The 13,942-nt window shown below is 58.7% G+C and carries 10 protein-coding genes; all 10 read left to right on the forward strand.

Annotation, left to right across the window (positions count from 1 at the left end; translation table 11 throughout):
• The first annotated feature begins 2 nt into the window (after positions 1-2).
• The 10 genes from lpxB to ispD all read left to right on the forward strand — a co-directional run bounded on the left by lpxB (position 3) and on the right by ispD (position 13,477).
• Complete coding sequence (gene lpxB / locus AC1DIG_RS22925; RefSeq protein ID WP_477769146.1) at positions 3-1,136, forward strand: lipid-A-disaccharide synthase; 1,134 nt, start codon at positions 3-5, stop codon at positions 1,134-1,136.
• Positions 1,137-1,147: 11 nt separating this feature from the next.
• Positions 1,148-1,774, forward strand: a complete 627-nt coding sequence (gene rnhB / locus AC1DIG_RS22930; RefSeq protein ID WP_477769152.1) for a ribonuclease HII — start codon at positions 1,148-1,150, stop codon at positions 1,772-1,774.
• A gap of 76 nt (positions 1,775-1,850) precedes the next feature.
• The gene (gene dnaE, locus AC1DIG_RS22935) at positions 1,851-5,372 is read left to right on the forward strand and encodes a DNA polymerase III subunit alpha (RefSeq protein WP_477769147.1); all 3,522 of its coding nucleotides are present in this window, start codon (positions 1,851-1,853) and stop codon (positions 5,370-5,372) included.
• A gap of 153 nt (positions 5,373-5,525) precedes the next feature.
• Positions 5,526-6,473: an acetyl-CoA carboxylase carboxyltransferase subunit alpha gene (locus AC1DIG_RS22940; protein ID WP_427534644.1), complete on the forward strand. Its 948-nt coding sequence runs from the start codon at positions 5,526-5,528 to the stop codon at positions 6,471-6,473.
• Between the two features lie 168 nt (positions 6,474-6,641).
• Positions 6,642-7,955 carry a tRNA lysidine(34) synthetase TilS gene (tilS, locus tag AC1DIG_RS22945; protein ID WP_477769148.1) on the forward strand — a complete coding sequence of 438 codons (1,314 nt, stop codon included), beginning with the start codon at positions 6,642-6,644 and terminating at the stop codon, positions 7,953-7,955.
• Positions 7,956-8,229: 274 nt separating this feature from the next.
• Positions 8,230-9,861 (forward strand): CTP synthase, encoded by a 1,632-nt coding sequence (locus AC1DIG_RS22950; RefSeq protein ID WP_145017491.1) that lies wholly within the window; start codon positions 8,230-8,232, stop codon positions 9,859-9,861.
• A 5-nt stretch (positions 9,862-9,866) separates the two neighbouring features.
• Positions 9,867-10,712: a 3-deoxy-8-phosphooctulonate synthase gene (gene kdsA / locus AC1DIG_RS22955; RefSeq protein ID WP_477769149.1), complete on the forward strand. Its 846-nt coding sequence runs from the start codon at positions 9,867-9,869 to the stop codon at positions 10,710-10,712.
• Between the two features lie 160 nt (positions 10,713-10,872).
• Complete coding sequence (gene eno, locus AC1DIG_RS22960) at positions 10,873-12,162, forward strand: phosphopyruvate hydratase (protein ID WP_019692103.1); 1,290 nt, start codon at positions 10,873-10,875, stop codon at positions 12,160-12,162.
• Positions 12,163-12,494: 332 nt separating this feature from the next.
• Positions 12,495-12,773 carry a cell division protein FtsB gene (gene ftsB / locus AC1DIG_RS22965; RefSeq protein ID WP_019692104.1) on the forward strand — a complete coding sequence of 93 codons (279 nt, stop codon included), beginning with the start codon at positions 12,495-12,497 and terminating at the stop codon, positions 12,771-12,773.
• On the forward strand, positions 12,770-13,477 hold the full coding sequence (gene ispD, locus AC1DIG_RS22970) for a 2-C-methyl-D-erythritol 4-phosphate cytidylyltransferase (RefSeq protein ID WP_477769150.1): 708 nt from the start codon (positions 12,770-12,772) through the stop codon (positions 13,475-13,477). Before ftsB ends, ispD begins: the two co-directional genes overlap by 4 nt.
• Positions 13,478-13,942: the final 465 nt, after the last annotated feature.

Here is a 13,942-nt window from a genome sequence, read left to right on the forward strand (position 1 = left end):
TCATGGCCAATCTGCGTATTGCGCTGGTGGCGGGCGAAGCCTCCGGCGATATTCTGGGTGCGGGTCTGATGCGCGCGCTCAAGGCACAGCATCCTGCGGTTGAGTTCATCGGTGTCGGCGGACCGCTGATGCAGGCTGAAGGCCTGACCTCTTACTTCCCGATGGAGCGGCTGGCGGTCATGGGCCTGGTCGAGGTGCTCGGTCGATTGCGCGAGCTGCTGGCCCGCCGCAAAAAACTGATCGCGACCCTCATCGCCGAAAAGCCGGATGTTTTCATCGGCATCGACGCACCGGATTTCACCCTTAACATCGAACTCAAGCTGCGTCAGGCTGGAATCAAGACTGTGCATTACGTCAGTCCATCGGTTTGGGCGTGGCGTCAAAAGCGTGTGCTGAAGATTCGCGAAGGCTGCGATCTGATGCTCACGCTGTTCCCGTTTGAAGCCAAATTCTACGAAGAGAAAGGCGTGCCGGTGAGGTTTGTCGGTCACTCCCTGGCCGATGCAATCCCCCTTGAGGCTGATCGCTCGGCTGCGCGCGCCGAATTGGGATTGCCAGAAGACGCCCCGTTGGTTGCGCTGATGCCAGGCAGTCGGGGCGGGGAGGTTGGGCGCCTGGGTTCCTTGTTCCTCGACACTGCCGAGCGTTTGCGGGCCATGCGGCCCGGCGTGCGGTTCGTCATGCCGTGCGCCAGCCCTGAACGCCGCGTGCAGCTCGAAGAGCTGTTGGCTGGCCGCGATTTGCCGGTGACCTTGCTCGATGGCCGCTCCCATCAGGCGCTGGCCGCTTGCGATGCGGTGCTGATTGCTTCGGGAACCGCGACGCTGGAAGCCTTGTTGTACAAGCGGCCGATGGTCGTGGCTTACCGCCTGGCGCCGCTGACGTTCTGGATTCTCAAGCGCATGGTGAAAAGCCCTTACATCTCCTTGCCGAATTTGCTGGCTCAGCGTCTGCTGGTGCCCGAATTGCTGCAAGACGATGCGACCCCGGAGGCATTGGCGCTGACGCTGTCGCCGTTGATCGATGGCGGTGAAGAGCAAACCACCGGTTTTGACCAGATTCACCGGACCCTGCGTCGCGACGCCTCGAATCAGGCCGCAGATGCCGTCCTCAATCTGATCGGCAAATCTCAATGAGTAACGTAAAGATGCAAATGGGCCTGGATTTTACCCTCGTTGCAGATGCCGAAGACCTGGTCGCCGGTGTCGATGAGGTCGGTCGCGGCCCGCTCTGCGGCGCAGTGGTGACGGCGGCGGTGATCCTCGATCCGAGCCGGCCGATCCTCGGGCTCAATGACTCGAAGAAGCTCACCGAAGCACGCCGTGAAAAGCTCTACGACGAAATCCGCGAGAAAGCCCTGAGCTGGTGCATTGCACGTGCCGAAGTCGAAGAGATCGACGAACTGAATATTCTGCACGCCACCATGCTGGCCATGCAGCGGGCTGTCGAAGGCCTGCACATCACGCCGAAACTGGCGATGATCGACGGCAACCGCTGTCCGAAACTGGCTATGCCGGCTGAAGCCGTGGTCAAAGGCGATAGCAAGGTCCCGGCCATCGCAGCGGCATCGATTCTGGCGAAAGTCAGCCGTGATCGCGAAATGGCGGCATTCGAATTGATTTATCCGGGTTACGGCATCGGCGGCCACAAAGGCTACCCGACGCCCGTCCATCTGGAGGCCTTGGCCCGACTGGGGCCGACGCCGATTCACCGGCGTTCGTTCGCTCCGGTGCGCCTTGCTTATGAGACCCGCGAGGGTTTGATCGAGAGCTAGTCTCAAGGCTGATGTTTTTGCCAAGGCCCGGTACAATCCGGGCCTTGTTGTCTTCACGTTTTCAGACAGGATCACTATGCCGGCTTCATTCGTTCACCTACGCCTGCACACTGAATACTCCCTGGTCGACGGTCTGGTGCGGATCAAACCGCTGGTCAAGACCCTGGTCGGCATGAACATGCCTGCCGTGGCGGTCACCGACCAGAACAACATGTGTTCCCTGGTCAAGTTCTATAAAAACGCCATGGGCGCCGGGATCAAGCCGATCTGTGGCGCCGACCTGTGGCTGTCGAACAAGGACCCTGACAATCCGCTGAGCCGGATCAGCTTCCTGGCGATGAACGCCGTTGGCTACCGCAACCTAACCGAGTTGATCTCGCGTGGCTTTATCGACGGTCAGCGCAATGGTCAGATCATCATCGAGCGCGAGTGGGTGGCCGAGGCCAATGAAGGCTTGATCATGTTGTCGGCGGCGAAGGAGGGCGAGATCGGTATCGCCTTGCTCGGCGGCAATCCTGATGAAGCCGAGACGCTGGCACGTGAGTGGATGGCAGTATTCCCGGATCGTTTCTATCTGGAAATCCAGCGCACCAATCGTCCCAACGACGAAGAACAGTTGCACGCCGCTGTGGCCCTGGCCGACAAGATCGGCGCGCCGCTGGTGGCGACCAACGATGTGCGCTTCATCAAGCAGGAAGACTTCGCCGCTCACGAAACCCGCGTATGCATCGGTGAAGGGCGAGCGCTCGACGATCCGCGCCGTTCGAAGAACTACAGCGATCAGCAGTACCTGAAAAGCGCCGAGGAAATGGCCGAGTTGTTCAGCGACTTGCCCGAAGCGCTGGAAAACACCGTCGAGATCGCCAAGCGCTGCAATATCGATGTGAAGCTCGGCAAACACTTCCTGCCCAACTTCCCGATTCCCGATGGCATGACCATCGACGAGTATTTCCGCAAAGTCTCCTTCGACGGCCTGGAAGAGCGTTTGAGCGTTCTGCTGCCCAAGGACACGACCGAAGATTACGAGGCCAAGCGCCAGGTCTATGTCGACCGGTTGAATTTCGAGCTGGATATCATCATCCAGATGGGCTTCCCCGGTTACTTCCTGATCGTTATGGACTTTATCCAGTGGGCCAAGAACAACGGCGTACCGGTAGGTCCTGGCCGTGGGTCGGGTGCCGGGTCGCTGGTGGCCTATGTGCAGAAGATCACCGACCTCGACCCGCTGGAATATGACCTGCTGTTCGAACGTTTCCTTAACCCGGAACGGGTTTCCATGCCCGACTTCGACGTCGACTTCTGCATGGACGGTCGTGACCGGGTGATCGACTACGTGGCCGAGAAATATGGCCGCAACGCGGTAAGCCAGATCATCACGTTTGGTTCCATGGCCGCCAAGGCTGTGGTCCGAGACGTGGCGCGGGTGCAGGGCAAGTCCTACGGTTTGGCGGATCGTCTGTCGAAGATGATCCCCTTCGAAGTCGGCATGACCCTGGAAAAAGCCTACGAGCAGGAAGAAATCCTCCGCGACTTCATCAAGGTCGATGAAGAGGCCGCGGAAATCTGGGAGATGGCGCGCAAGCTTGAGGGTGTTGTACGTAACGTCGGTAAGCACGCCGGTGGTGTGGTGATCGCGCCGACCAAGCTGACCGACTTCTCGCCGATCTATTGCGACGAAGAAGGTGGCGGCCTGGTAACCCAGTTCGACAAGGACGACGTCGAGGCTGCCGGTCTGGTGAAGTTCGACTTCCTGGGTCTGCGAACCCTGACCATCATCGATTGGGCGCTGAAAACCATCAACCGCGACCGCGCCAAGGTCAATGAGCCGCCGCTGGATATCGCGTTTATCCCGCTGGACGACAAACCGACCTACACGCTGCTGCAAAAAGCTGAAACCACCGCGGTGTTCCAGCTCGAGTCGCGCGGCATGAAAGAGCTGATCAAAAAGCTCAAGCCCGACTGCCTGGAAGACTTGATCGCACTCGTGGCGTTGTTCCGTCCGGGCCCGCTGCAATCGGGCATGGTGGATGACTTCATCAACCGTAAGCACGGTCGTGCCGAGCTGGCGTACCCGCACTCGGATTACCAATACGAAGGCCTCAAGCCGGTATTGGCACCCACCTACGGCATCATCCTGTATCAGGAACAGGTGATGCAGATCGCTCAGGTCATGGCCGGTTACACCCTCGGTGGTGCGGACATGCTGCGTCGGGCCATGGGTAAGAAAAAACCCGAAGAAATGGCCAAGCAGCGCGGCGGTTTCATTGAAGGGTGCGCAACCAATAATATCGATGCCGACCTTGCCGGTAACATCTTCGACCTGGTGGAAAAATTCGCCGGTTACGGCTTCAACAAATCTCACTCCGCCGCCTACGGCCTGGTGTCGTACCAGACCGCCTGGCTGAAAGCCCACTACCCGGCACCGTTCATGGCCGCGGTACTCTCGGCGGATATGCACAACACCGACAAGGTCGTGACCTTGATCGAAGAAGTGCGGACCATGAAGCTGCGTCTCGACGCGCCGGACGTGAACACCTCGGAGTTCAAGTTCACGGTGAACGACGAAGGTCGGATCATTTACGGTCTGGGGGCGATCAAGGGGGTTGGCGAGGGGCCGGTTGAAGCAATTACCGAGGCGCGCCTGGAAGGGCCGTTCAAGGATCTGTTTGATTTTTGCGCCCGGGTCGACCTCAAGCGTATCAACAAGCGGACCCTCGACGGATTGATCCGCAGTGGTGCGCTGGATCGACTCGGTCCGTACTTCCACGATGAGCCTAAAGCCTATCAGGCCAACATCGACCGCAATCGCGCTGTCTTGCTGACGGCTATGGAAGAAGCGATCAAGGCGGCCGAGCAGACTGCACGGACCCACGACAGTGGGCACGCGGACCTGTTTGGCGGCCTGTTTGTCGAAGCAGACGCCGACGTCTACGCCAATCACCGCAAGGCCAAGGAGCTGACGCTCAAGGAGCGCCTGAAAGGGGAGAAAGACACCCTGGGGCTGTACCTGACCGGTCACCCGATTGACGAATACGAAGGTGAAATTCGCCGCTTTGCCCGTCAACGCATCATCGATTTGAAACCGGCGCGTGATACACAAACGGTCGCGGGCATGATCATCGCCTTGCGGGTGATGAAGAACAAAAAGGGCGACAAGATGGGTTTCATCACTCTCGACGACCGTTCGGGCCGGATCGAAGCGTCGCTGTTTGCCGAGGCGTTCCATTCTGCGCAGTCGCTGTTGCAGACCGACGCGATGGTGGTGGTCGAAGGCGAAGTCAGCAATGACGACTTCTCCGGTGGCCTGCGTTTGCGGGTCAAGCGGGTGATGAGCATGGAAGATGCGCGTACCAACCTGGCCGAAAGCCTGCGTTTGAAGGTCCAGACCCAAGACCTCAAAGGCGATCAGCTACGCTGGCTGGGCGAGTTGTTCAAGCGTCATCGCGGCGCGTGTCCGATTACCATGGAGTACACCAGTCCCGATGCCAAGGCCTTGTTGCAGTTCGGCGAGACCTGGCGAATCGATCCGGCGGATGCCTTGATTCAAGCCCTGCGTGACCAGTTCGGGCGAGACAACGTCTTCCTCCAATACCGTTGACGGTCAGGTGCCATTCTTTACCTTTGAAAGCTTGGCCTTGACCTTGACCCAATTTTTAATCTCGACCTGAACGCGCCTGTCCCTTAAGGTAGGGCGCGAATAGACAACCGGCCGGCCCAAGCTCTCTTGGACGTCGACCCAAGACGGACGCCTATGAACCCGAATTTTCTTGATTTCGAACAGCCGATCGCCGACCTGCAAGCCAAGATCGAAGAGTTGCGCTTGGTCGGTAATGACAATTCGCTGAATATCGGCGATGAAATCTCCCGCCTGCAAGACAAGAGCAGCACGCTCACCGAAGACATCTTCGGCAAGTTGACCAGCTGGCAGATCGCGCGTCTGGCGCGTCACCCACGTCGTCCGTACACCCTGGACTACATCGAACACATCTTCACCGAGTTCGATGAATTGCACGGTGACCGTCACTTCTCCGACGACGCTGCGATTGTCGGTGGTGTAGCCCGCCTGGACGACCAGCCGGTGATGATCATCGGTCACCAGAAAGGCCGTGAAGTGCGCGAGAAGGTTCGCCGCAACTTCGGTATGCCGCGTCCTGAGGGCTACCGCAAGGCCTGCCGTCTGATGGAGATGGCCGAGCGTTTCAAAATGCCGATCCTGACCTTCATCGACACCCCAGGTGCATACCCTGGCATCGACGCTGAAGAGCGCAACCAGAGCGAAGCGATTGCCTGGAACCTGCGTGTCATGGCGCGCCTGAAAACCCCAATCATCGCCACCGTGATCGGTGAGGGTGGTTCCGGCGGTGCACTGGCGATCGGCGTTTGCGACCAGCTGAACATGCTGCAGTACTCGACCTATGCGGTGATCTCGCCAGAAGGTTGCGCTTCGATTCTGTGGAAGACGGCCGAGAAAGCACCGGATGCCGCTGAAGCCATGGGCATTACTGCCGAGCGCCTGAAAGGCCTGGGTATCGTTGATAAAGTGATCAGCGAACCTCTGGGTGGCGCGCACCGTGATCCGGCTGCGGCTGCTGCCTTGATCCGTGCCGAGCTGAGCTCGCAACTGGCGATGCTGAAGAAGTTCGACAACGACGCGCTGCTGGCCCGCCGTTACGAGCGTCTGATGAGCTACGGTCTCTGATCTGACGCTGCTTCGGCAAACGACGCAAAACTACTGTGGGAGCGAGCTTGCTCGCGAAGGCTGTGTAACGTTCAATGAATTAGTTGATTGTTATATCGCTATCGCGAGCAAGCTCGCTCCCACATTGGTTCTATGTGGAAGCGACGGACGCCTATGAATCCTTCAAAGATGAATCTGTCTGCCCAGCTGCTGCTGAAACTTGCGCCCTGGCGCACCGCGCCGGCCTGGCGTGTCGCTTTCTCCGGTGGTCTCGACTCCACTGTTCTGCTGCACCTTCTAGCGCAACTCGCAAAAAAAAATTCCCTGCCTGAGCTCAAAGCCATTCACATCCATCACGGCCTCCAGGCTGCGGCTGACGCGTGGCCGGAGCATTGTCAGCGGGTGTGTGACGCACTGGGTGTACCGTTGGAGGTTGTTCATGTTCAGGTCCAGCCTGGGGCGAGCCTCGAGCGTGCGGCTCGGGAGGCGCGGTATGGCGCCTTTGTCGAGGCGACCCAAACCAATGAGCTGTTACTGACGGCGCAGCACCGGAATGATCAGGCAGAAACCCTTTTGTTCCGTCTATTGCGCGGGGCAGGGGTGAGAGGCTTGTCGGCGATCCCGTCGCAGCGTTCATTGGGGCGTGGTTTCTTGCTGCGGCCGTTGCTTGAGGTGTCGCGGGCCGAACTCGAAGCCTATGCCGTCGAGCATCAGTTGAGCTGGATCGAAGATCCGTCGAACGCCGATCAACAGTTTTCTCGCAATTACCTTCGCCAGCAGATTTTTCCAGCGCTGACTCAGCGTTGGCCGCAGGCTGTGACCACCATTGCCCGCAGTGCTGCGCATTTGAGTGAAGCGCAGGGCCTGCTCGATGATTTGGCCGAGATGGATCTGGCGCCCGCCGCAACTGGAAGCGAATTCGATTGGCTGGGCGTGCCGTCGCTGGAAATGGCTGCGCTTGAAAAACTTTCCGCCGCCCGCCAGCGCAATGCCCTCAGCCACTGGCTGGCGCCGTTGACGCGTATGCCGGACAGCGACCATTGGTCGGGTTGGGAAAATCTGCGCGATGCAGCGACGGATGCGCGGCCGATCTGGCGCCTGGCAGACGGTGAATTGCATCGTGCGAACGGGCGAATCTGGTGGTTGTCCGGCCATTGGCTGAACCTCCCCGAGCCCGCTCCACTGTGGCCTGATCCGTCGGCGGTACTGCTGCTGCCGAATAACGGACGGTTGACCTTCAGTGGGATTGTTCCTGCCGGCGTATTAAGCGTGCGCTACCGGCAGGGCGGTGAAGTCATGCAGTTGCCGGGGCGGGGTCATCGTGACCTCAAGCGTCTGCTCAATGAAAGCCGCCTGCCGCTGTTTGCCCGTGGCAGATTGCCGCTGCTCTACTGCAATGAGCAATTGCTCGCGGTGGCAAACCTGCGTGGACTCGACGGTAGCGCGGGGGGAAACGGTCTTTTGCGGTGGCAGCCGGCGATCAACGATCAAGGTTTGAGCTGAAAGGGGCTTTCCGGTAGACTACGCTCCCTTCTTGATACAACTTCTGTGGATTCAACTGAATTGCAGGAGTTGCCGATTACCAAGCAGTCTTTGCTGGGCGATTCCAAAAAATGTGTAGCGAGCAACGTACCGGTGATTCTTCTTCCGGTCTGTCCCAACGCGGCGGTTTTTTTGAAAGATGCACTGTAATTAATGCAGGTGATCGGGGGCTTCGGCCTTCCTTCGCTTTCCCCGGCGGCTCGGACCGCTTTAACGCAGACTTCTAGGGTTTTTCATGACGCGCTACATATTCGTCACGGGCGGTGTTGTTTCTTCATTGGGGAAAGGCATTGCATCGGCTTCATTGGCGGCCATCCTGGAGGCGCGGGGACTTAAGGTCACCATGCTCAAGCTGGACCCGTACATCAACGTTGACCCGGGCACCATGAGCCCGTTCCAGCACGGTGAAGTGTTCGTCACTCACGACGGCGCCGAGACCGACCTGGACCTGGGCCACTACGAGCGGTTCATCCGCACGACCATGACCCAGAACAACAACTTCACCACCGGCCGTGTCTACGAGCACGTCCTGCGCAAAGAGCGCCGTGGTGATTACCTGGGCGCAACCATCCAGGTGATTCCGCACATCACCGACGAAATCAAGCGCCGCATCATCAAGGGGGCAGGCGATGCCGACGTGGCGATGGTCGAGATCGGTGGCACCGTAGGTGACATCGAATCCCAGCCGTTCCTCGAAGCCATCCGTCAATTGCGTTTCGAAGTCGGCGCCAAGCGCGCGATGCTGATGCACCTGACGCTGGTGCCATACATCGCCACTGCCGGCGAAACCAAAACCAAGCCAACTCAGCACTCGGTCAAGGAACTGCGTTCCATCGGTCTGCAACCAGACGTGCTGGTGTGCCGTTCCGACCACCCGATCGATATCTCTTCGCGTCGCAAGATCGCGCAGTTCACCAACGTTGAAGAACGTGCGGTCATCGCGCTGGAAGACGCCGACACCATCTACAAGATCCCGGGCATTCTGCACTCCCAGGGACTGGATGATTTCGTCGTCGAGCGTTTCGGCCTGCAATGCGGTGGTGCCGATCTGTCCGAGTGGGAAGCCGTGGTCGATGCCAAGCTCAACCCGGAGCACGAAGTCACCATCGCCATGGTCGGCAAGTACATGGAACTGCTGGACGCCTACAAGTCGCTGATCGAAGCGATGAGTCATGCCGGCATCAGCAACCGTACCAAGGTCAACCTGCGTTACATCGATTCCGAAGACATCGAGAACCAGGGCACTGCGCTGCTGGAAGGCGTTGATGCGATTCTGGTACCAGGCGGCTTCGGTCTGCGTGGCGTGGAAGGCAAGATCACCGCCGTTCAATATGCCCGCGAAAACAAGGTTCCGTACCTGGGGATCTGCCTGGGCATGCAAGTCGCCGTGATCGAGTTCGCCCGTAATGTGCTGGGCTGGAAAGACGCCAACTCCACCGAATTCGATCGCACCAGCGGTCACCCGGTCGTGGGTCTGATCACCGAGTGGGAAGATGCCACCGGCGCCGTTGAAACCCGTTCCGAATCGTCCGATCTGGGCGGCACCATGCGTCTGGGTGCTCAGGATTGCCTGCTGGAAGCCGGCTCCCTGGTCCACGATTGCTACGCCAAGGACGTGATCGTCGAGCGTCATCGTCATCGCTACGAAGTGAACAACAAGCTGCTGCCGCAACTGATCGAAGCCGGTCTGAAAATTTCCGGTCGTTCCGGTGACGGTGCGCTGGTTGAAGTGGTTGAAGCGCCGAACCATCCATGGTTCGTTGCTTGCCAGTTCCACCCGGAGTTCACCTCGACTCCGCGCGACGGTCATCCGTTGTTCAGCGGCTTCGTCAAAGCAGCTTTGGCTCAACACCAGAAGAAGGCTTGAACCTGATGGCTCAAAAGATCATCCGCGTAGGCAACATCGAAATCGCCAACGACAAACCGATGGTGCTGTTCGGTGGCATGAACGTGCTGGAAAGCAGTGACATGGCGATGCAGGTCTGTGAAGAGTACGTAAAGGTCACCGAGAAACTCGGTATCCCTTACGTGTTCAAGGCCAGCTTCGACAAGGCCAACCGCTCGTCGGTAACGTCTTACCGGGGCCCCGGCCTCGAGGAAGGCATGCGGATTTTCCAGGACATCAAGCAAGCCTTTGGCGTGCCGATCATCACCGATGTCCATGAGCCTGAGCAGGCTGCTGTTGTCGCTGAAGTCTGCGAGATCATCCAGTTGCCGGCCTTCCTGTCGCGCCAGACCGATCTGGTCGTCGCGATGGCCAAGACTGGCGCCGTGATCAACATCAAGAAAGCCCAGTTCCTCGCCCCTCAGGAAATGAAACACATCCTGAGCAAGTGCGAAGAGGCCGGTAACGATCAGTTGATCCTCTGCGAGCGTGGTTCGAGCTTCGGCTACAACAACCTGGTGGTGGACATGCTCGGCTTCGGCATCATGAAGCAGTTCGAATACCCGGTATTCTTCGACGTGACCCACGCGCTGCAAATGCCAGGTGGTCGCTCGGATTCTGCCGGCGGACGCCGCGCCCAGGTCACCGACCTGGCCAAGGCGGGCATGAGCCAGTCGCTGGCCGGCCTGTTCCTGGAAGCGCATCCGGATCCGGACAACGCCAAATGCGACGGCCCTTGCGCCTTGCGTCTGGACAAACTGGAGCCATTCCTGGCTCAGCTCAAGGCTCTGGACGAGCTGGTGAAGAGTTTTCCGACGGTAGAAACCGCGTAATCCTCAATTCTCCGGTAAAGTACCGCACGATTCATTGAACGCTCAGGCCCTCGGGCTTGAGCCTTATCGTCCGCAAGTCTGCCCGCTGCCAATCACTTGCTGACGGTAAAAGATTTCCTACAGCTGCGTCGTTTTCGTCAACTTTGGAGTGTTTACAACAATGGCAAAAATCGTCGACATCAAAGGTCGTGAAGTTCTCGACTCCCGTGGCAATCCCACCGTCGAAGCGGACGTTCTTCTCGATAACGGCATCATCGGCAGCGCTTGCGCGCCGTCCGGTGCTTCCACCGGTTCGCGCGAAGCGCTCGAGCTGCGTGATGGCGACAAGAGCCGTTACCTGGGCAAGGGTGTACTGAAAGCTGTAGCCAACATCAATGGCCCGATTCGCACCGCTCTGCTGGGTAAAGACCCGGTTGACCAGAAAGCCCTCGACCGCATCATGATCGAGCTGGACGGTACCGAGAACAAGGGCAGCCTGGGCGCCAACGCGATCCTCGCCGTGTCCCTGGCTGCTGCCAAGGCTGCTGCTCACGACCAGGACCTGCCGCTGTACGCACACATCGCTAACCTGAACGGTACTCCGGGTGTTTACTCGATGCCGGTTCCGATGATGAACATCATCAACGGTGGCGAGCACGCCGATAACAACGTCGACATCCAGGAATTCATGGTTCAGCCAGTGGGCGCCAAGACTTTCTCGGAAGGTCTGCGCATGGGCACCGAGATTTTCCATCACCTCAAAGCTGTACTGAAGGCTCGTGGCCTGAGCACTGCGGTGGGTGACGAAGGTGGTTTCGCACCGAACCTGGCGTCCAACGAAGATGCACTGAAAGTGATCTCCGAAGCCGTGGCCAACGCTGGCTACAAACTGGGCACCGACGTGACCCTGGCTCTGGACTGCGCGGCCAGCGAATTCTACGAAGATGGCAAGTACAACCTGTCCGGCGAAGGCCAGGTGTTCACCGCCGAAGGTTTTGCCGACTACCTCAAGGGCCTGACCGAGCGTTACCCGATCATCTCCATTGAAGATGGCCTGGACGAGTCCGACTGGGCTGGCTGGAAAATCCTCACCGACAAGATCGGCGAAAAAACCCAGCTGGTGGGCGACGACCTGTTCGTGACCAACACCAAGATCCTGAAAGAAGGCATCGACAAGAAGATCGCCAACTCGATCCTGATCAAGTTCAACCAGATCGGCACCCTGACCGAAACCCTGGAAGCGATCCAGATGGCCAAGGCCGCTGGTTACACTGCCGTGATCTCGCACCGTTCCGGCGAAACCGAAGATTCGACCATTGCCGACCTGGCCGTGGGCACTTCGGCTGGCCAGATCAAAACCGGTTCGCTGTGCCGTTCCGACCGCGTTTCCAAGTACAACCAACTGCTGCGCATCGAAGAGCAATTGGGCGGCAAAGCCAAGTACAACGGTCGTGGCGAATTCCGCGGCTAAGCTTGGGAAGGTAAAAAGACACCGGATTGTGTCGAAAAAATCGCAGCATCAGTCCCTGTAAAAACGTAATGAGCGCAGGAAAGACAAGGCAAAAACAGGCGAGGACGCGGAGTTTACGTGTTGTAAATGAGCAGTCCGAGCCTGTTTTTAACGCAGTATTTTGTGCGTAACGCCGAAGGCGCACAGCCTGTGGTAGTTTTTACAGTGACTGATCGGGATTTTTGCCACTAATCTGATGCCTTAGAGTACGAGCCTGGTTCTTCCAGGCTTCGTACTATCAGAAGCTTTAAAGTTGGCATGGCTGTCTTTTTTCACTGGATACCTGATATTCGATGCGCAGTCCTTACTGGTTGTTTCTTGTCTTGCTCTTGCTGCTGGCTGGTCTGCAATACCGCCTGTGGGTGGGTAATGGCAGCCTGGCGCAAGTGGCCGAGCTGACCCAGCAGATTGCCGATCAGCACGCTGAGAACGAGTCGCTGCTGGAGCGCAATCGAGTCATGGACGCCGAGGTCAGTGAGTTGAAAAAAGGCATGGAGACCGTTGAAGAGCGGGCTCGCCATGAGTTGGGCATGGTCAAGGATGGTGAAACCCTTTACCAGTTGGCCCAATGATGAATACGTTACCGGCCTTCTGGGCCGTGATTCCTGCCGCGGGCGTTGGTGCCCGTATGGCCGCGGACCGTCCCAAGCAATATCTGCAACTGGGCGGACGCACTATTCTCGAACACAGCCTTGGCTGTTTCCTCGATCATCCCGCCTTGAAAGGCCTGGTGGTCAGTCTTGCCGTTGATGACCCTTATTGGCCAACCCTGGCGTGTGCCACTGACCCGCGTATTCAGCGGGTGGACGGTGGTGAAGAGCGCTCGGGTTCGGTGCTGAACGCATTGCTGCATTTGCACGCGCAAGGCGCTGCCGATGACGACTGGGTGTTGGTCCACGACGCTGCGCGACCGAACCTGAGTCGTGACGATCTCGATAAGTTGTTGTCGGAATTGGCTGATGATCCTGTCGGCGGGTTACTGGCTGTGCCTGCGCGTGACACGCTCAAGCGTGTGGACAAGCATGGTCGGGTTCTTGAAACCGTTGATCGCAGTTTGATCTGGCAGGCGTATACGCCGCAGATGTTCCGTCTTGGAGCTTTGCATCGGGCGTTGGCGGACAGTTTGGTTGCTGACGTGACCATTACCGATGAAGCCTCTGCGATGGAGTGGTCGGGTCAGGCGCCACGCTTGATCGAGGGGCGGGCGGATAATCTCAAGGTTACCCGGCCTGAAGACCTTGAATGGTTGCGCCTGCGTTGGGCTAATCGTCGCTGATACCTCTGTCGCACCGCTCACCTAATGTGGGAGCTGAGCTTGCTCACGATGGCGGCCTGACAGCCGCCCCATCTCTTGCATATGTACGCAGTTCAACTGTGGGAGCCGAGCTTGCTCGCGATGGCGGCCTGACAGCCGCCCCATCTCCCGCAGATGTACACCAATCCACTGTGGGAGCGAGCTTGCTCGCGATGGCGGCCTGACAGCCGACCCATCTCTCGCAGGTGTACATATCCATTCCTGCGGTAACGGCCGCTTAGGGTTTCGCCCTGACGGCGAGTCCCTTTTTCAAACGCCAAAAAGGAACCAAAAGGCTTCGCCCCAAGCGTACGGCACCTCGCCTAGGCTCGGCGTYCCCTCACTCCGGTGTCCATCAGGGGGCATCGCCTACGGTCTGCTGCGCGACGACCTCCTCTCGATGTGTCCGGCTGCGCCGTACGGCGCTGCGCGCCCACCCCCTGATGA

Source organism: Pseudomonas sp. 05N431, assembly GCF_056397005.1.

Bases quoted from the DNA above. Each gene is read 5' to 3' on its own strand.
- ftsB (WP_019692104.1), top strand. From the start codon at position 12,495: ATGCGCAGTCCTTACTGGTTGTTTCTTGTCTTGCTCTTGCTGCTGGCT.
- rnhB (WP_477769152.1), top strand. From the start codon at position 1,148: ATGCAAATGGGCCTGGATTTTACCCTCGTTGCAGATGCCGAAGACCTG.
- AC1DIG_RS22940 (WP_427534644.1), top strand. From the start codon at position 5,526: ATGAACCCGAATTTTCTTGATTTCGAACAGCCGATCGCCGACCTGCAA.
- eno (WP_019692103.1), top strand. From the start codon at position 10,873: ATGGCAAAAATCGTCGACATCAAAGGTCGTGAAGTTCTCGACTCCCGT.
- lpxB (WP_477769146.1), top strand. From the start codon at position 3: ATGGCCAATCTGCGTATTGCGCTGGTGGCGGGCGAAGCCTCCGGCGAT.
- kdsA (WP_477769149.1), top strand. From the start codon at position 9,867: ATGGCTCAAAAGATCATCCGCGTAGGCAACATCGAAATCGCCAACGAC.
- ispD (WP_477769150.1), top strand. From the start codon at position 12,770: ATGATGAATACGTTACCGGCCTTCTGGGCCGTGATTCCTGCCGCGGGC.
- dnaE (WP_477769147.1), top strand. From the start codon at position 1,851: ATGCCGGCTTCATTCGTTCACCTACGCCTGCACACTGAATACTCCCTG.
- AC1DIG_RS22950 (WP_145017491.1), top strand. From the start codon at position 8,230: ATGACGCGCTACATATTCGTCACGGGCGGTGTTGTTTCTTCATTGGGG.
- tilS (WP_477769148.1), top strand. From the start codon at position 6,642: ATGAATCTGTCTGCCCAGCTGCTGCTGAAACTTGCGCCCTGGCGCACC.